17 protein-coding genes are annotated in these 16,826 nt (G+C 74.3%); 4 read left to right on the top strand and 13 right to left on the bottom strand.

What is annotated here, in order from left to right; translation table 11 throughout:
- Positions 1 to 58 precede the first annotated feature (58 nt).
- The gene (locus ACFYUV_RS16530) at positions 59 to 2,563 is read left to right on the top strand and encodes an ATP-dependent Clp protease ATP-binding subunit (RefSeq protein WP_387669348.1); all 2,505 of its coding nucleotides are present in this window, start codon (positions 59 to 61) and stop codon (positions 2,561 to 2,563) included.
- A gap of 4 nt (positions 2,564 to 2,567) precedes the next feature.
- On the opposite strand, the gene ptsP is transcribed toward ACFYUV_RS16530, so the two are convergent.
- From ptsP to ACFYUV_RS16490, 8 genes are read right to left on the bottom strand one after another with little or no spacing between them, the layout of a single operon-like run.
- A complete protein-coding gene (ptsP, locus tag ACFYUV_RS16525) occupies positions 2,568 to 4,157 on the bottom strand; it encodes a phosphoenolpyruvate--protein phosphotransferase (protein WP_387669347.1) in 1,590 nt (529 codons plus the stop codon).
- On the bottom strand, positions 4,150 to 4,482 hold the full coding sequence (locus ACFYUV_RS16520) for an HPr family phosphocarrier protein (protein ID WP_387669346.1): 333 nt from the start codon (positions 4,480 to 4,482) through the stop codon (positions 4,150 to 4,152). The genes ptsP and ACFYUV_RS16520 overlap by 8 nt, the downstream gene beginning before the upstream one ends.
- Before the next feature lie 12 nt (positions 4,483 to 4,494).
- The gene (locus ACFYUV_RS16515) at positions 4,495 to 5,499 is read right to left on the bottom strand and encodes a zinc-dependent dehydrogenase (protein ID WP_387669344.1); all 1,005 of its coding nucleotides are present in this window, start codon (positions 5,497 to 5,499) and stop codon (positions 4,495 to 4,497) included.
- Positions 5,496 to 5,921, bottom strand: coding sequence for a PTS sugar transporter subunit IIA (locus tag ACFYUV_RS16510; protein WP_358011434.1), 426 nt, complete (start codon positions 5,919 to 5,921; stop codon positions 5,496 to 5,498). The genes ACFYUV_RS16515 and ACFYUV_RS16510 overlap by 4 nt, the downstream gene beginning before the upstream one ends.
- On the bottom strand, positions 5,914 to 6,222 hold the full coding sequence (locus tag ACFYUV_RS16505) for a PTS lactose transporter subunit IIB (protein WP_358286402.1): 309 nt from the start codon (positions 6,220 to 6,222) through the stop codon (positions 5,914 to 5,916). Before ACFYUV_RS16505 ends, ACFYUV_RS16510 begins: the two co-directional genes overlap by 8 nt.
- Positions 6,223 to 6,225: 3 nt before the next feature.
- Positions 6,226 to 7,401, bottom strand: a complete 1,176-nt coding sequence (gene mtlA / locus ACFYUV_RS16500; RefSeq protein ID WP_387669342.1) for a mannitol-specific PTS transporter subunit IIC — start codon at positions 7,399 to 7,401, stop codon at positions 6,226 to 6,228.
- Positions 7,402 to 7,433: 32 nt separating this feature from the next.
- Complete coding sequence (pfkB, locus tag ACFYUV_RS16495) at positions 7,434 to 8,417, bottom strand: 1-phosphofructokinase (RefSeq protein WP_352350977.1); 984 nt, start codon at positions 8,415 to 8,417, stop codon at positions 7,434 to 7,436.
- On the bottom strand, positions 8,414 to 9,175 hold the full coding sequence (locus ACFYUV_RS16490; RefSeq protein ID WP_352350975.1) for a DeoR/GlpR family DNA-binding transcription regulator: 762 nt from the start codon (positions 9,173 to 9,175) through the stop codon (positions 8,414 to 8,416). Before ACFYUV_RS16490 ends, pfkB begins: the two co-directional genes overlap by 4 nt.
- A gap of 108 nt (positions 9,176 to 9,283) precedes the next feature.
- Here ACFYUV_RS16490 and ACFYUV_RS16485 point away from each other — a divergent pair, with 108 nt between their 5' ends.
- From ACFYUV_RS16485 to ACFYUV_RS16475, 3 genes are all read left to right on the top strand, one after another.
- Positions 9,284 to 10,138 carry a hypothetical protein gene (locus ACFYUV_RS16485; protein WP_387670360.1) on the top strand — a complete coding sequence of 285 codons (855 nt, stop codon included), beginning with the start codon at positions 9,284 to 9,286 and terminating at the stop codon, positions 10,136 to 10,138.
- A gap of 185 nt (positions 10,139 to 10,323) precedes the next feature.
- Positions 10,324 to 10,893, top strand: coding sequence for a GrpB family protein (locus ACFYUV_RS16480; RefSeq protein WP_387669340.1), 570 nt, complete (start codon positions 10,324 to 10,326; stop codon positions 10,891 to 10,893).
- A gap of 69 nt (positions 10,894 to 10,962) precedes the next feature.
- Positions 10,963 to 11,532 (top strand): Pycsar system effector family protein, encoded by a 570-nt coding sequence (locus ACFYUV_RS16475; protein WP_387669338.1) that lies wholly within the window; start codon positions 10,963 to 10,965, stop codon positions 11,530 to 11,532.
- Positions 11,533 to 11,542: 10 nt separating this feature from the next.
- Here ACFYUV_RS16475 and ACFYUV_RS16470 read toward each other — a convergent pair whose 3' ends face one another.
- The 5 genes from ACFYUV_RS16470 to ACFYUV_RS16450 form a co-directional block, all read right to left on the bottom strand.
- Positions 11,543 to 12,442 carry a tetratricopeptide repeat protein gene (locus ACFYUV_RS16470; RefSeq protein WP_387669337.1) on the bottom strand — a complete coding sequence of 300 codons (900 nt, stop codon included), beginning with the start codon at positions 12,440 to 12,442 and terminating at the stop codon, positions 11,543 to 11,545.
- 170 nt (positions 12,443 to 12,612) lie between these two features.
- On the bottom strand, positions 12,613 to 13,317 hold the full coding sequence (locus ACFYUV_RS16465) for a Crp/Fnr family transcriptional regulator (protein ID WP_387669335.1): 705 nt from the start codon (positions 13,315 to 13,317) through the stop codon (positions 12,613 to 12,615).
- A gap of 15 nt (positions 13,318 to 13,332) precedes the next feature.
- Positions 13,333 to 14,727 (bottom strand): hypothetical protein, encoded by a 1,395-nt coding sequence (locus tag ACFYUV_RS16460; RefSeq protein WP_387669334.1) that lies wholly within the window; start codon positions 14,725 to 14,727, stop codon positions 13,333 to 13,335.
- A gap of 64 nt (positions 14,728 to 14,791) precedes the next feature.
- Positions 14,792 to 15,481, bottom strand: coding sequence for a hypothetical protein (locus ACFYUV_RS16455; protein WP_387669332.1), 690 nt, complete (start codon positions 15,479 to 15,481; stop codon positions 14,792 to 14,794).
- Positions 15,482 to 15,522: 41 nt separating this feature from the next.
- Positions 15,523 to 16,821: a hypothetical protein gene (locus ACFYUV_RS16450; protein WP_387669330.1), complete on the bottom strand. Its 1,299-nt coding sequence runs from the start codon at positions 16,819 to 16,821 to the stop codon at positions 15,523 to 15,525.
- Between the last annotated feature and the right edge of the window lie 5 nt (positions 16,822 to 16,826).

Genomic DNA, 16,826 nt, shown 5'->3' with positions numbered 1-16,826 from the left:
GCTATGACTTGCGGCTTCTTCGGCTAGATGTCCCCCTGATGCACTAGGGGGAGATCAAATGTCCGACATGCCGTTCAGGTCGTTCTTCGGGGGAGATCCGTTCAGGGGGTTCGAGGAGCTCACCGGGCGGGTGTTCGGCGGGATGGAAGGCTGGCCGCCGTCGCGTCCCAGCGTGCAGCGGGTCGACGTGGGCAAGCTGCTCAGCGCCTCGGCCAGGGAGGTGCTCAGCCGGGCCCTGGAGGTCGCCGGGCAGCGCGGCGCGCAGGACATGGACGTCCTCGACGTCCTCGACGCGCTGACCGAGTCCGACGCCACCCGCCCGCTGATGCAGGCGGCGGGCGTCGACCTCGGCAGGCTGCGCGACCGCATCGACGCCCTGGCCGGACCCGGCACCGGCGCCGAGCCGCCCACCACGCTCACCCCGGCGGCCAAACGCGCCGTCCTGGACGCCCAGCGCATCTCCCGCGCCCTCCAGTCCTCCTACATCGGACCCGAGCACCTGCTGCTCGCCCTGGCCGCCAACCCCGACTCCGCGGCCGCCCGGCTGCTCCAGGAGCAGGGCGTCTCGGCCAACGAGCTGCAGCAGGCCATCATGTCCGGCGCGTCCCGCCAGCAGCACGGCGACGGGCGGCGGCCCACGGACACCCCCGCGCTCGACGAGTACGGCCGCGACCTGACCGAGGAGGCCAGGCAGGGCAGGATCGACCCGGTCGTCGGCCGCGAGGACGAGATCGAGCAGGCCATCGAGGTGCTCTCGCGGCGCACCAAGAACAACCCGTGCCTGATCGGCGAGCCCGGCGTCGGCAAGACCGCCATCGTCGAGGGCATCGCCCAGCGCATCGTCAACGGCAGCGTGCCCGACACGCTCAAGGACCGCCGCGTCGTCGCGCTCGACCTGACCGGCATGGTCGCCGGGTCGAAGTACCGGGGCGAGTTCGAGGAGCGCATCAAGAAGGTCATCGACGAGGTGCGCGCGCACGCCGACGAGACCATCGTCTTCATCGACGAGGTGCACACCCTGGTCGGCGCCGGCTCGGCCGAGGGCGGCATGGACGCGGCCAACATCCTCAAGCCGGCCCTGGCCCGCGGCGAGCTGCACGTCATCGCCGCCACCACCATCGACGAGTACCGCAAGAACATCGAGAAGGACGCCGCGCTCGAACGCCGTTTCCAGCCCATCCTGGTCAGCGAGCCCACCGTCGAGCAGACGGTCGAGATCCTGGCCGGGCTGCGCGACGCCTACGAGGCCCACCACCAGGTCCGCATCACCGACGAGGCCCTGGACGCCGCCGCCAACCTCTCGGCCCGCTACATCTCCGACCGTTTCCTGCCCGACAAGGCCATCGACCTGATGGACCAGGCCTCGGCCCGGGTCCGGCTGCGCTCGCGCACCCCCGGCAGCGACGTGCGCGAGCTGGAGGAACGCCTGGAGTCGCTGCGCCGCGACAAGGACCAGGCGGTCACCTCCGACGACTTCGACCGGGCCAAGGAGCTCACCGTCCAGATCGACAAGCTCCGTCCCGAACTGGACCGCGCCCGGCAGGGTCACGACACCGTCCCGCAGGTCATGGTGGAGGACATCGCCGAGGTCGTCTCCCGGCGTACCGGCATCCCCGTCACCCAGCTCACCGAGCAGGAGCGCGAGCGGCTGATGCGGCTGGAGGAGCACCTGCACGAGCGGGTCATCGGCCAGGACGAGGCCGTCACCGCCATCGCCGAGGCCGTGCGCAGGGCCAGGGCGGGCCTGTCGGACCCCAACCGGCCCATCGGCAGCTTCCTGTTCCTCGGCCCGACCGGCGTCGGCAAGACCGAGCTGGCCAGGGCGCTGGCCGCCGCGCTGTTCGGCGGCGAGGACCACATGGTGCGCATCGACATGAGCGAGTTCCAGGAGCGGCACACCGTCTCCCGCCTGATCGGCGCGCCCCCCGGGTACGTCGGCTACGAGGAGGCCGGCCAGCTCACCGAGGCCGTCCGCCGCCGCCCGCACGGCGTCATCCTGCTCGACGAGATCGAGAAGGCCCACCCCGACGTCATGAACATCCTGCTCCAGATGCTCGACGACGGCCGCCTGACCGACGGCCAGGGCCGCACGGTGGACTTCACCAACACCATCGTCATCATGACCAGCAACATCGGCGCCCAGCTCATCCTGGACGCCGAGGGCGACACCCCGCGCCTGCAGGACGAGCTCATGGACCTGCTGCGCCACTCCCTGCGCCCCGAGCTGCTCAACCGCATCGACGAGGTGATCGTCTTCAAGCGGCTGGAACGCGAGCAGCTGCGCCAGATCGTGGACCTGCTGCTGGAGCGCACCCGGCAGCGGCTGCGCGGCCAGAACGTCACCCTGGAGGTCAGCGACGAGGCCAAGGACTGGCTGGCCCGGCGCGGCTACCAGCCCGAGTTCGGCGCCCGCCCGCTGCGCCGGACCGTGCAGCGGGAACTGGACAACCGCCTGTCCACGATGCTGCTGACCGGCGAGGTGGCCGAGGGCGGCAAGGTCACCGTGGACGTCGAGGACGACCGGCTCCGGCTCAGGGCCCACAACCCCGAGCCGGTCGGCTGACCGGTCAGCGCCGCGGCAGGCGGGCGCGCTCCCGGCACTCCTCCAGGGTGAGGGCCGCCAGCGCCTCGCGGACGACGGGCACGCACACGGGGGCCATCGACAGGCTGGACACCCCGAGCCCCACCAGCAGCGGCGCGACCGCCGGGTCGCCGGCGGCCTCGCCGCACACCCCGACCGGCTTGCCCGCCCGCAGCCCGGCCTCGGCGCACATGCCGACCAGCCGCAGCAGGGCGGGCTGAGCCGGGTCGAGCAGGTCGGACAGGCCGGGATGCTGCCGGTCGGCGGCGAAGGTGTACTGGGCCAGGTCGTTGGTGCCGACGCTGAGGAAGTCCACCTCGGCCAGCAGCTCGTCGGCCTGGAGGGCGGCGGCGGGCACCTCGACCATCACGCCCGCGCAGGCGAGGCCTCGGGCGCGCACGCGGCGGGCGAAGTCGGCGGCCTCGCCCGCGGTGGTCACCATCGGGGCCATCACCCGCACGTCGGCGCCCGTGGCACGGGCGGCCTCGGCGATGGCGTCGAGCTGGGCGTCCAGGACGCCGGGCAGCACCCGGTCGACGCGCAGGCCGCGCACGCCCAGCGCCGGGTTGGGCTCGGCCGGCAGGCCGAGGAAGGGCAGCGGCTTGTCGGTGCCGGCGTCGAGCGTGCGCACGGTCACCGGCCCGCCCCCGGCGAACACCTCCGCGTACGCGGCGACCTGCTCCTCGTGGGAGGGCGGCAGCCTGCGGTCGAGGAACAGGAACTCGGTGCGGAACAGGCCCACGCCCTCCGCGCCCGGCCGCAGGTCCGCGGCCGAGCCGATGTTGTGCAGCAGCCTCACCGGGTGGCCGTCGGCCGTCCGGCCGGGTCCGGCGCTTGCGGCCAGCCGCTCGCGGTCGCGCCGATCGGACTCCCGTACGCGGTCGGCCTCCTCGCCGGTGAGGCCGACCGTGACCTCGCCGGTGACGCCGTCCACGCCGACCACCGTCCCGTCGGGGACGTCCGTGACGCCCGCGCAGGCCACCACGGCGGGCAGGCCGCGGCCGCGGGCCAGGATCGCGGTGTGGCTGGTGGGCCCGCCGCGCTCGGTGACCAGCGCCAGCACCCGCGGGCCCAGGCCGACGGTGTCGGCGGGCGACAGGTCCGCGGCCACCAGCACGAACGGATGGCCGGGGTCGGGCACGCCCGGCATGGGCAGGCCCAGGGCGGCGGCCACCGCGCGGGACCTGAGGTCGTCGAGGTCGGCGGCCCGCTCGGCGAGGTAGCCGCCGAGTGCGGCCAGGGCCTCCTGGTGCGCGGAGAAGGCGGCGTCCAGGGCGTGGGGGGCGTCCAGGCCGTCGTCGCGCACGTGCGCCTCGGCCTGCTCGCGCAGCTCCGGGTCGGCGGCCATCATGGCCAGCGCCTCCAGGATCTCGGCCCCTTCGGCGCCGGCGTGGGCGGCGCGGCGTTCCAGGTCGGCGGCGAGGGCGTCGAGGGCCTTCGCGGCGGCGGCCGTCTCGGCGCCGGGGTCGGTGACCCGGCGGGGGGCGGGCAGCACCGGCGGGGCCGCCATCCGCACCACGGGCCCGGCGGTGCGGCCCTGGCTGACCCCCACCCCCTTCAGCGTCGCCTCAGCCATCGAGCGCCTCACCGGCCCCGGTCGCAGCCCCTGACTCCGCCGCGGTCGCGCCGGGCGCGGGGACGGCGTCGAGGTCGCGGGACAGCAGGGCGGCCAGCGCGTCGAGCGCCTCCTCGGCCCCCGCGCCCTCGGCCTCCAGCGTCACCACCGTGCCCTGCGTCGCGCCCAGCGACAACACCCCCAGCATGCTGCCGGCCGGCACCGACCGCTCGCCGAGCCGCACCCGCACCGGCACCCCGAGCCGGGCCGCCTCCCGCACGAACTCCTTCGCCGGACGCGCGTGCAGGCCGCCGGCGCTGGCCACGGCCACCGTTCGACTCGCCATCGCCAACCTCCTTCAGGGTTCTATCGTCACCTTGATCGCCTTGCCCGTGCTGACGAGGTCGATCCCGTCGAGCACCCGGGGCAGCGGCAGCCGGTGGGTGATCAGGTCGGACACCACGACGGCGCCCTCGGCCACCAGGCGCAGGGCCTCGGCGTTGTGCGCGGGGCTGGAGCCGTTCGCGCCCACGATGGTCAGCTCCCGGTAGTGGACCAGGTTGGCGTCGAGCGCGATGACCGGGTCGTCCTTCGGCAGCCCGCCGAAGAAGCTCACGCGGCCCTGCCGGGCGGCCATCCGGACCGCCTGCTCCTGGGCCGCGCCGGAGGCCGCCGCGGTGATCACGACGTCGGCGCCGCGGCCGCCGGTCAGCTTGAGCACCTGCCCGACGGCGTCGGAGTCGATCACCGCGTCGGGACGCACCAGCTCGGCCGCCATCGCCAGCCGGTCGGCGTTGACGTCCACCAGGAAGACCCGGGACGCGCCGCGCGCCCGCGCCAGCCGTACGTGCAGGCAGCCGATCGGGCCCGCGCCCATCACCACGACGTCGTCGCCCGGGCCCACCCCGGCCAGCGACTGGCCGTTGAGCACGCAGGCCAGCGGCTCGGCCACCGACGCCTCGGCGAACCCGACGCCGTCCGGAACGGCGTTGACGCCGTTCACGGCCAGCACCTTGGCCGGGACGACCACGTACTCGGCGAAGCCGCCGTCGTAGTGGTAGCCCATCGACTCCTGGCGCGGGCAGACGGTCAGGCGGCCCCGGCGGCACTCCGCGCACGTCCCGCACGGGATGGCGGCGATCACCTGCACCCGCGCCCCCGTGCCCACGACCTCGCCGGCGATCTCGTGGCCCATCACGCGCGGCGGCCTGATGTGGTGGTGGCCGTACCGGAAGATCTTGGCGTCGGTGCCGCAGGTCGAGCAGTTGCGCACCCGGATCTTCAGCTCGCCCGGCCCGGCCTGCGGCTCCGGCGCGTCCTCGATCCTGATGTCGCCCGGGGCGTGGAACCTGGCTACCTTCACGTCAGCTCCTTCAGCACCTGGCCCGGCTCCGTCGCCTCGCGCAACGCCCTGGCCCGGTCGGGGTCGAGCAGGATCTCGGCCAGCGCCGCCAGCAGCGGCACGTGCCCGTCGCCGGCGGCGGCGATGCCCACGCACAGCGTGACGCGCTCGCCGTCCCAGTCGATCCCGCCGGGGAAGCGCACGACGCAGATCGCGTCGCGCGTGACGTCCCGCTTGGAGGCGGCCGTGCCGTGCGGGACGGCCACCCCCTCGCCGACGTAGGTGGAGATCGTGCGCTCGCGTTCGAGCATCGCCTCGACGTACGGCTCCGCGACCGCCCCCACCTCCACCAGCACCCGCCCGCACCGGCGGACGGCCTCCTCCCGCGAGGCCGCGCTCTCGTGCAGCAGGATCGCCCGCGCGTCGAGCAGGTCCTCACGCATCGACGGCGCCGCCGTTCCTGATGGTGTTCACCAGCGCGGTCACCGCCGGGTCGCCGAGGAAGACCTGGAAGGACACCAGCGCCTTGCCCGGCGCGGCGGCCCTGGCCCTGGCGGCCAGCCCGGAGTGGCACACGACGACGTCGGCGTCGGCGGGGATGGAGTTCACCGGGGTGTGCTCGACGGTGACGCCGCTCTCCTTGAGCTGCTTGCGGAGCTGGGAGGCGAGCATGACGCTGCTGCCCATGCCCGCGTCGCAGGCCACGACGATCTTGTGGATGTCCTTGCTGTCGATGCCGGCCACGGCTCACGCCTCCTTGCTGACGGGTTCGGTCCTGACGGGTCGGGTGTTCGCGGGCTCGGGGCTCGCGGGTTCGGGCGCCGGCGGGTCCGCGACGGCGTCCTGCGGGCCGGGGACGTCCGGCGCCGGCTCCTTCTCGCCCCGGCCGAAGCCCAGCAGCACGGCGGCGACGGCGAACGACACGGCCGCGGCCACCGCGATCCCGGCGATCGAGCCGAGCCAGCCGCCGCGCGGCGTCACCGCGAGGTAGGCGAAGATGCTGCCGGGGGAGGGCGTGGCGACCAGGCCCGCACCGGTGATCATGAAGGTGAACACGCCGGCCGCGCCGCCCGCGATGACGGCCAGGATGAGCCGCGGCTTCATCAGCACGTACGGGAAGTAGATCTCGTGGATGCCGCCGAAGAAGTGGATGATCATCGCGGCGGGCGTGCTCGGCCGCAGCGGACGCGGCCCGAACAGCAGGTACGCCACCAGCAGCCCGAGCCCGGGGCCGGGGTTCGACTCCAGCATGAACAGGATCGACTTGCCCTGCCGCACCGCCTCGGCCACCCCCAGCGGCCCCAGCACGCCGTGGTTGACCGCGTTGTTCAGGAACAGCACCTTGGCCGGCTCGATCAGCACCGAGGCCACCGGCAGCAGGTTGTTGGTGATCAGCCACTCGACCGCCTGCCCCGCCGCGTCGGTGACCACCCGGACGACCGGCCCGATGCCCAGCACCCCGGCCACGGCCATCGCGGCGCCCACGATGCCGGCGGTGAAGTTGTCCACCAGCATCTCGAACCCGGCCCGGGTCCGCTGCTCAGTGAACTTGTCCACATATTTCAGGATCACGGCGGCGAGCGGGCCGACGATCATCGCGCCCAGGAACATCGGGATGTCCGAGCCCACGACCACGCCCATCGCCGCCACCGCGCCGACGACCGCGCCGCGCTGCCCATGGACCATGCGGCCGCCGGTGTAGGCGATGAGGATCGGCAGCAGGGCCTTGATGACCGGGTCGACCAGCGCGGCCAGCTCCTTGTCCGGCAGCCAGCCGGTGGGGATGAACAGCGCGGTGATCAGGCCCCAGGCGATGAACGCGCCGATGTTCGGCATGATCATCCCGGCCAGATGGCCGCCTAGACGCTGGATGGTGGCCTTGACTCCGGTGCCGTAGACCGGAGGGGTGTAACTGTCGGCCATGGACGTGCTCCTTCGGGGGGATGAGCAGTGGATCAGCCGTGCGGTGAGGGGGCGACCGGCTCCGGGACGGGCGGCGCGTGCGGGACGGTGAGCGGGCGGGCCGGGTCGGGGGCTCCCGTGCGCACCCCGGCGCGGTCGATGTCGGCGGGGCCGGGCATCCTGCTGCCGGGCAGCCGGACCGCCGCCGCGCCCCAGGCCAGCGCCTCGGCCAGGGCGGGGACGCCGTGCCCGCCCGCGGCCAGGAACCCGGCCAGCATGGCGTCGCCGGCGCCGACGGAGCTGCGCGGCCCGGTGACCGCGGCCTCGCCGTACCAGACGCCGTCGTCCTGGACGAGGACGGCGCCGTCGGCACCGAGGCTGGCCAGCACCGTGCGGGCGCCCGCGGCGCGCAGCCCGGCCGCCGCCTCGACCACGTCGCCGACCCGGCACAACGGCCGGCCGGTCACCGCGGCCAGCTCGTCGAGGTTGGGCTTGACCAGCGCAGGACCGGCCTCCAGCGCACGGGCGAGAGCCGGGCCGCTGGTGTCCACGGCGACGTGCAGCCCCGCGGCGGCGAAGCGGCGGCAGAGCCGGGCGTAGACGTCGGCGGGCACCCCGGGCGGCAGGCTGCCCGAGGCCACCACCCAGTCCGCCTCCCGCGCCGCGGCCAGCACGGTCTCGGCGATCGTGTCCAGCTCGGCCGCCGACAACGCGGGCCCCGGCTCGTTGATCTTGGTGACCGTGCCGTCGGGCTCGGCGAGGGTGACGTTGGACCGGGTCGTGCCCGCCACGGGGACGGTGACCATGTCCAGGCCCTCGGCGGCCAGCAGGCGGACGAGCTGCGCGCCCTCGTCCCCGGCGAAGGGCAGCACGGCGCGGGCGGCGACGCCGTTGGCCAGCAGCGCCCGCGAGACGTTGACGCCCTTGCCGCCCGGGTCGAGCCGGGCCCGCGCGGCCCGGATCACCGCGCCCCTGGCCAGGGCGGCGATCTCGATCGTGCGGTCGAGGCTCGGGTTGAGCGTCAACGTGAGGATCACGCGCGGATCACCTCCGGCCCGGCCGCGGCGACGTCGGCGGCCAGCGCCGGGTCGATCCCGGCGTCGGTGATCACCACGTCGATCTCGCCCAGCTCGGCGAACGTGGCCAGGTAGGTGTTGCCGAACTTGGTGTGGTCGGCCAGCAGCACGCTGCGCTGCGCGGCCCGGACCATGGCCCGCTTGATCGCCGCCTCGGCCGGGTCGGGCGTGGTCAGGCCCCGGGCGGGCGAGCAGCCGTTGGCGCCCATGAACGCGACGTCGACGTTGAGGTGGGCCAGCGGGCGCAGCGCCCAGTCGTCGACCGTGGCCAGCGTCTTGCCGCGCAGCCGCCCGCCCAGCACGATCACCTGGAGGTTGGCCCGCGAGGCCAGGACGGTGGCCAGCGGCGGCGAGTTGACGATCACGGTGAGCTCGCGGTCGGCGGGCAGCGCCTGGACCAGGCGGCCGGTGGTGGTGCCGGCGTCGATGATGACCGAGCCGTCCTCGGGCAGCTCGGCCAGGGCCGCCTTGGCGATGCGCTCCTTCTCCGCGGTCATCACCTCGTCGCGGGCGGCCAGCGCGGGCTCGAACCCCAGGCGCTCCACGGGGATCGCGCCGCCGTGCACCCGGCGCAGCACGCCCGCCCGCTCCAGCGCGGTCAGGTCGCGGCGGATCGTCTCGGTGGTCACGTCGAGCTCGGCGGCCAGCCGCACCACGTCCACGCGGCCCGCGTCCCGCGCTCTGCGGAGGATCTCCTGCTGCCGCTCCTCGGCGTACATGATGTTGGTTCACCGCCGTTTCTGTTTGGTTTCTCCTGTGTTTATACCCGCTTTCGTTGGACGGTCAAGGGGTGGACGACACAATCTGGTAGTTATAGGCGGGTGCGAATGAAGCTCCTGGCCGCCGCGGCGGCGGTCGTCCCCGTCGTCGCCCTGGCCACGCCGGCCCACGCCGCCGTCGCCCGCCCGATCCGGGTGCCGCCGGGCACCACGGCGGCCTGGGTGGTGTTCGACAGGAAGGCGGGCAAGATCGTCGCCGTCCGGAACGCCCACCGCAAGTTCCGCTCGGCGTCGGTCGTCAAGATCCTCATCGCGATCGACTACCTGGAGCGGCGCAAGAGCGTGCCCCCGGCCGACGCCCGGCTGCTGAAGATCATGCTGCGCTCCAGCGACGACGACGCCGCCTCGGCGTTCTGGGACCGCGGCGGCAAGGGGCAGATCATCGTCCGGACCGCCCGCCGGCTCGGCCTGGCCGACACCACCCCGCCGCCCGCGTCCAAGCCCGGTTTCTGGGGCTACACCTCGCTCAGCGCGTACGACGTCGTCCGCACCTACCGCTACCTGCTCGACACCGCCGACGCCCGGGTGCGCGACCTCGTCCTCGGCCACCTGCGCGCCTCCACACCGTGCGGCACCGACGGCTTCGACCAGACCTTCGGCATCCCGCGCGCGGTGCCGAGGCCGTGGGCGGTCAAGCAGGGCTGGTCGGGGTTCGGCGCGACGCCGCCCGGCACGTGCGACCCCAAGGCCCTGGCCGCGCCCGTCTCGTGGATCGCGCAGCGCGCGACCGGCTCGGGCGTGCCCGACTACGGCCGGCCCGTGCTGCACACGACGGGCCTGGCCGGCGCCGGCGACCGCCTGGTCATGGCGGTGCTCACCGCCCACCCGGCGGGCAGCGCGTGGAGCGGCTCGGTCAAACGCGTCACCGACCTGACGGCAGCCCTGTATCGCTCGGTGTCGTGACGCCCTGAATGCATCGGGAAATGCCGGGAGCCCGCCGGGAAATCGTTCCCGCGGGCTGTCGGGCCGCCTTTTCTGAGGCGGTTATTTTCTGATGAAACCCCTGGTCACAGCTGTAGGAAAATGACGTCGAACGTGAAAAGAGAAAAACCCTAGGTGTGCCGTTCCGGCGGCGTTACCATTTGTCTGTGCCTAGCGTGGACATCGCGAGGAATGATCCGGCCTGGGAATCGGCCGGAAAGGCGCTCGCCGCCGAGCTGCTCGACGCGCTGACGCCGCCGGCGCTCCGGGTGGAGCACATCGGCAGCACCTCCATCCCCGGCATGGACGCCAAACCGATCTTCGATCTCCAGGTGAGCGTGCCCGACCTCGACGCCGCCGAGGAGGCTCTGGCCGAGGCGCTGCACGCGCTGGGCTTCGCCCGCACCGCCTACTTCCACGACCACGTCCCCGCGGGCTCGGCCGGCCCGCCCGACCTGTGGCGCAAGCGGCTCTGGATGCGCCGCGGCCACCCCGGGCCCGACGTCAACCTGCACCTCCGCGCGGCGGGCGGCGCGGGGGAGCGCTTCGCCCTGCTGTTTCGCGACTGGTTCCGGGCCCATCCGGCCGCGGTGCCCGCCTACGCGGCCTTCAAGCGGTCCCTGGCCGAGGCGGTGACCGACGGCGCCGCCTACACCGAGATGAAGAACCCGGTCGTCGACCTGATCGTGGCGACCGCCGAGGACTGGGCGGCCCGCACCGGCTGGAAAGTGACCTAGCTCCGTGACCCGTCCCGGACAGCCCCGGCGGCCCGGCCGGCGCGCGCACCCGCGGTCGGGAACGCCCTCATGAAGCGGGCTCCCGTCAAGAAGTCGCTTCCCGCCGCCGTGCCCGCCGCCTTGCCCGCCGGGGCGCCGGCCGAGCCGGGGGCCGAACACGCCTGGAAGGCGCTCACGCTCGTCGTGGACCTGGTCAAGCACGCCGAGACCAAGGCGGGCCTCACCCTGGCCGCGGCGGGGGTCGTCGGCGGCCTCGTCTACACGCTCATCAGGAGCGTGCCCCGCACCGGCGTGGCCTTCGGCCTGGCGGCCGTGGCCTGCGCGGCGTGCGTCCTGACCGCGGCCTTCGCCGCCGCGCTGGCGCTGATCCCCAGGGTGCGCAGCGAGCCCACCAACGTGCTGCACTACCACCACGTCGCCACGCGCTTCGGCGCCCGGCCCGAGACGTACGTGGGCGAGCTGAGCGGCCTGGTCGCCCGGCCCGAGGCGCTCGTGCCCGCCATCGCCCACCAGATCTGGGCCAACGCCGGGGTGGCGAGGAAGAAGTACCGCTGGGCCGGCCTGGCGCTCGGCGCGCTGCTGGCCGGCCTGGCGATGCTCACCGTCATGGCCGTCGTCGCGGTGGTGCAGAACCTCTGACCGCCGCCGGTCATGCCGACAGTTCCAGCAGCTCCCGCACCAGCCGCGACAGCAGCCCGCCGTCGTCCAGGAGGCCGGCCCCCGTCGCGAAGTAGTGCCGGGCGGCGGCGGGCCGGCCCGCCAGCCGCTCCAGCCGGCCGAGCTCCAGATACGCCGTGGCCTCCCGCGGCGCGCGCTCGATCAGGTACGTGTAGGTCAGCCGCGCCGCCTCCGCCTCACCCGCGTCGAGCTGGGCGCGGCCCAGCCGCAGCAACGTGGAGGGCGAGGGGGCCGGCTCGGCCCGCAGCAGCTCCTCCAGCGAGGCGACCCCGTCGGCGGCGCCGGGCACGCCGGCCTGCGCCCGTTCCGACACCCACACCCACGCGGTCGCCGAGAAGCCCCGCTCCGGGATCGTGCCGTCCACCCTCCAGAACTCCTCGGGACGCAAGGAGCGGAAGCCGTGCCGGATCACGTCCTGGTAGAGATGGTCGGAGACGACCACCGCCAGCTCGGCGGCCGGATGGTCCACCAGCACGGACTTGACCGCCGGGCTGTCGAGCAGCCGGAAGCACTCGATGATCGCCGGGCCGCTGAAGCCGGTGGGCCCGGTGGACACCACGCCGTTGGTCAGCGACAACCGCAGCCGGATCCGGGCGCCCTCGCTCAGCAGCCGGTTCTCCTGCCGCAGCGCGACGGTCAGCCCGTGCACCAGCTCGGGGACGACCGCCGTCTCGTCGATGTCGCTCGGAGGCATGATCAGCACGCCGTCGCCGCTGCTCTGCACGATCTCCTCGGGCAGCCCGGCGGCCCGGCAGGCCGCGTACACGACCGTGACCAGGCTCTGCTGGGCGCGGATCTGCTCGGGCACGGGCCGTCCGCTCCAGCCCTTGATGTCGACGGCTCCGCAGAGCACTCTTCGCGGCGATGACATGCGCGTCCTCTCCTGTCGATGGTCGAGGTCATTGTCCGGGGGGCCCGCGACGGGCAACCCCTACTGGTGCGGGGAAGCCCGCCGGGACAGCGGCGATCCTGGGGGGAGCTCGGCCCGCCGCGCAGGGGCCGGCGGGACGGGAGGGGGTCCCGGGCGGCCTCTGCCGGCGCTCACCGTGGGGGATCGCCGAGGAGGTGGTCCGGGACGTCCATGTCGGCCAGCGCGGCCAGCCCGGCCACGTCCAGGATGACCACCCGGCCGCGCTGGCTGACGACCAGCTCCTTCATGGCGGCGATGGCCTTCTGCACCGTGCCCTCCTTCGCGCCGATCAGCATGGCCAGCTCCGCCTGGCGCAGGTCGGCGGCCCAGTGGCCGTCCACGACGTTGGCGTACCGCTGCACCTGGTAGAGCACGGCACGGGCGAGCCGCTGGTCCACCTCGTAGCCGGCCGCGTCCGCGCGGAAGATGTTGGCCTGCCGCAGCCGGTCGGCGGTGTTGGCGGTCAGCGCCACCGCGGCCCTCGGCTGCGCGCCGACGAACTGCTTGAACGCCTCACCGGCCACCACCAGCATGGTGGCCGGCACCCGGACGGTCACCGTGGCGGTGCGCGGCATGTCCCCGAACACCGCCATCTCGCCCAGGATGTCGCCGGGATGGCGGATCGCGAGCAGCGTCTCCGCGCCGTTCTCGACCGTGGCGTGCACGTTGACCCGGCCGGTGAGCAGCAGGAAGACCGCCTCGCCCGGATCGCCCTGGTGGACCACGGCCTCCCCCGAGCAGTACGTCTTGACGCGGCCCAGGCGCAGCAGCGCGTTGCGGGTCAGCTCGTCCAGCGCGCCGAGGAAGGAGGTCTTGGGCCACAGGTCGGGAGGCATGCGCATCACCTCGGATCATGCGGGTGGGGGGCGGGGGACGTTCGTCGTCCAGGGGGAGGCCGTCGGGTACAGGCCGTGCTCCTGGAGAACCCTGATTATGACGTCGCCGCCTTCCCGGGATGCGGCACCTGTGCAAACTTCCCGGAGGAAGTCCTTTCTGTCCTCACCGGAAACCCGGATCAGGGCGGTGCCGAGCAGCCGCCGGGTCGTCTGCAGGTCCCGGCGCCGGGCCGCCCGGAAGGCGAGCGGCACCAGAGGCAGCGGGCTGCGGGGATCGGCCTCGGCCGCCTCGTTGAGGAAGGCGTCGGCGACGGCGAGGTCACCCAGCGCGCTGCGCACGCAGGACAGGTCCAGCAGCAGCGCGCAGGTCAGCCGGTCGGCCGTCGTCCCCGTCGGCGCCGGCGTCCCAGTTGTGCCCGCCGTTCCCGCCGTTTCCGCCGTGCCCGCCGTTCCCGTCGGGAGCGGGCGGCTCCGGACCAGGCGCAGCCCCTCGGTGAGGTAGGCCAGCGCGAGGTGGGTGCGGTGGCGTTCCAGCTCCAGGCGGCCCAGCCGCTGGCACACCGCCGCGCACAGTGGCCTGCGTGCCAGCAGGAACGACCACGTCTGGGCCGCGGCCTCGACGTCGCCGAGCCGCCGGTGGCAGTCGCCGAGCCGCAGCAGCGACTCCTCGGCGTCGGGGCCGTCCGCGCCGGGCAGCAGCCGCAGCGTCTCCTCCAGGTCCAGGATCGCCTGCCGGTACTCGCCCCGCCCCAGCAGCCGCCCGGCCCGCGCCGCCATCTCCGCCGCCATCTCCGCCGCCACCTCCCCGGCCCGCAGACGGGACGGCCCGTCCGCGACGGGGACGTCCACGACGGGGACGTCCACGACGGGGACGTCCACGACGGGGACGTCCGGGGCATGGAGCCAGGCGATCGGGGACGCGCCACCGCCGATCCGGACGGGACGATAGTCCTCGGGACGGTGCTCCAGCAGCCCCCGGGCCACCACGTTCTGGAAGAAGGAGTCCGAGGCGACCACGGTCAGGTTCGCCGCCGTGGCCCGGACCGCGTCGCTGTCCAGCAGCCGGAGGCACTCGGCGACGGCGTGGCCCGCGATCCCCGGAGGCAGGACCAGCCCGCGGGCCAGCGCCAGCCGCAGCCTGATCCCGGACCGGGCGCCGCAGGCGCGGTTGGCGTCGTCGAGCGCGGCGCCGACCTCCCGCAGCAGGCGCGAGAGCACGGTCAGCGAGTCGCCGCCGGCGGGCAGCAGCAGGTGCACGCCGTGGGCGGGTAACCGGTGCTGCTCCCCGCCCCCGCCCCCGCCATCGGTGCCGAGCCGGGAGGCGGAACGGAAGGCCGCGGCCAGCGCCGTCTGGAGCCGGACCCGGGCGGCGGCCGTCCCGGGGGCGCGCTCGTCGATGCCGGCGGTCACGCACACACCGTCCACGCAAGCCTCCGATCCGGCCGGGGACAGGGCCCGTCAGCACGGCCCGTCATCAGAACTCGACGTGGTCGAGGGGGACTTCGCGGAAGCCGGCGACCCGCTCCGGGACCTGCAGCGTGTTGCCGGCGGCGGTGGCCACCAGGGAGTTGAGCATGGTGTTCAGCGCGGAGGTGATCGCCTCGGTGTCGGTCGCCGCGCCGGGCTCGGCGATGAAGGCCGCGACCGTGGCCATCCGCCGCAGCACCCCCTCGACCGCCTCGCCGAACCCGTAGGTGAGGACGTGCGGATGCGGACGCCACCGCGGGTCGGTCAGCGACTCGAACGCCTCCACCCATCTCTGCGCGGGAGTGTCGGCGGGCGCGCCGTCGGTCAGCAGGAACACGACGGGCCGCAGGGGACGCGACCCCCGCGCGGCCAGCGCCGACAGGTCGAGCTCGATGCGGTCGCGCAGCGTCTCGAACAACGGGCCGAAGTACGTGGACCCGCGGCACTCCACGGTCGGCAGGCCGGTCAGCGCCGCGATCTCCGTCATCGCCAGCACCACGTGCGGCCTGGTGCTGAAGGTCAGGATCGACAGATGGACGAACTCCGAGATGCGCGGGCTGGAGTAGAGCGTGTTGACGATGTCCTCAAGGGTGCGGTTGAGCAGGCTCTCGTGCGGCTTCATGGACTTGGACACGTCGAGCACCAGATAGGTCGGCAGGACCTGCGGCCCGGCCTGGCCGGGGCTTGGATCGTTCACGGGGGCTCCAGATCTGACGTCGTTGGGGACCGGACGCCGGCTCAGGCGAACAGGGACGCCACGAGCCCGGCGCCGGCCAGCAGCACCAGGACGGCGAGGCAGACCACGATCACCACGGGCAGCAGACGTCCCGGGGAGAGGACCCCGCCAGGAGACGCCCCCCGCCGGTCCTCGGAAGGGGCGGCGTCCGCGGGGCGGGGCTCCGGCCGCGCTGCCCGCCCGGCGGGCGCGGCGGCGGCCCGGTCCGCACGAGAGGCGCTCCGGTCCACGGGGGCGGCGGTCCGGTCCGCAGGGGAGGCGCTCCGATCCGCGGGGGCGGCGGTCCGGTCCGCAGGGGAGGCGCTCCGATCCGCGGGGGCGGCGGTCCGGTCCGCAGGGGAGGCGTGGCGGTCGTGGGGGACGCCCGCGGCCGGGCCGAGCGGCGGCCGTGGGACGGGAATCCGGACGAACTCGTCCGGGCGCGCCGTCTCCAGCAAGGCCAGCAGGTCGGCGACGGCCGGACGCCCCGCGGGGTCGGCGGCGGTCAGCGACCGGTGCAGCGCCCGGCCGAGCGGTCCGTCGCGCACGGCCGACGGCAGGGCGGCGTGGGCCGCTTCGGGGTCCGGTCCGCGCACCCCGGTCAGGCAGCGCACGACCAGCACCGCCAGCTTGTACCGGTCCGTGCGGACGGTCAGCCGGTCACCCGGCGCCACGCGGGGGTCGTCCCACATCTTGGACTCCACCCACGGCCGGTCCGTCAGCCCGCAGGAGTCCACGTCGATGACGAACACCCGGCCGCTGCGGCGCGTCCAGAAGGCGTTGGCGTAGGACCAGTCGCCGTAGACGACGTCGTGCCGCTCCAGCAGGGCCCCCACGGCGGCCAGGTTGCGCGCGACGGCCAGCCGCTCGGCCGGGCCCGGCGTCTCCCAGCCGCGCCGGGCGAAGAACCCCGGATCGGCCTGAACGAGATGGTCGACCTCAAGGAGCCGGACCGTCGTCGAGCCCGAGATCATCCGCATCGGGACGCTGAACTCCGCCGGGGCCCTGGCGATGACGACCCCGGCCGTCCTGCCGCCGTCCACGACCCGGGTGACCGGCCAGGACACGCTCCGGTCGATCAGCGCCCGATCGGCCGCCGGCATCCCGGCCGGCAGGGCGATCAGCCGTGCCAGCACGCCGGCCGCCCCGCCCGCCGCGGCCGCGTGGCCGGGCCGGTAGAGCTTCACCAGCCAGCCGGGGTGGGCGGCGCACTCGTAGACGATCTCCGACTCGCCGTTCTCGGCCGCGATCACCGCACCGCGCTCGGCGACCTCCTCGATCGGCGTGACGGCCTCGAACGGGCTGTCCGACCATGTCCTCACGACCC

The organism is Nonomuraea sp. NPDC003560 (assembly GCF_042878785.1).
In the GTDB taxonomy this organism is placed as follows: Bacteria; Actinomycetota; Actinomycetes; order Streptosporangiales; family Streptosporangiaceae; genus Nonomuraea.
Note: the sequence above shows the minus strand (reverse complement) of the source record. Positions and strands in the feature narration are given on the sequence as shown.

Coding starts and splice junctions, on each gene's coding strand:
- ACFYUV_RS16530 (WP_387669348.1), top strand. CDS start 59: ATGTCCGACATGCCGTTCAGGTCGTTCTTCGGGGGAGATCCGTTCAGG.
- ptsP (WP_387669347.1), bottom strand. CDS start 4,157: ATGGCTGAGGCGACGCTGAAGGGGGTGGGGGTCAGCCAGGGCCGCACC.
- ACFYUV_RS16520 (WP_387669346.1), bottom strand. CDS start 4,482: ATGGCGAGTCGAACGGTGGCCGTGGCCAGCGCCGGCGGCCTGCACGCG.
- ACFYUV_RS16510 (WP_358011434.1), bottom strand. CDS start 5,921: ATGCGTGAGGACCTGCTCGACGCGCGGGCGATCCTGCTGCACGAGAGC.
- mtlA (WP_387669342.1), bottom strand. CDS start 7,401: ATGGCCGACAGTTACACCCCTCCGGTCTACGGCACCGGAGTCAAGGCC.
- ACFYUV_RS16490 (WP_352350975.1), bottom strand. CDS start 9,175: ATGTACGCCGAGGAGCGGCAGCAGGAGATCCTCCGCAGAGCGCGGGAC.
- ACFYUV_RS16485 (WP_387670360.1), top strand. CDS start 9,284: ATGAAGCTCCTGGCCGCCGCGGCGGCGGTCGTCCCCGTCGTCGCCCTG.
- ACFYUV_RS16475 (WP_387669338.1), top strand. CDS start 10,963: ATGAAGCGGGCTCCCGTCAAGAAGTCGCTTCCCGCCGCCGTGCCCGCC.
- ACFYUV_RS16470 (WP_387669337.1), bottom strand. CDS start 12,442: ATGTCATCGCCGCGAAGAGTGCTCTGCGGAGCCGTCGACATCAAGGGC.
- ACFYUV_RS16465 (WP_387669335.1), bottom strand. CDS start 13,317: ATGCCTCCCGACCTGTGGCCCAAGACCTCCTTCCTCGGCGCGCTGGAC.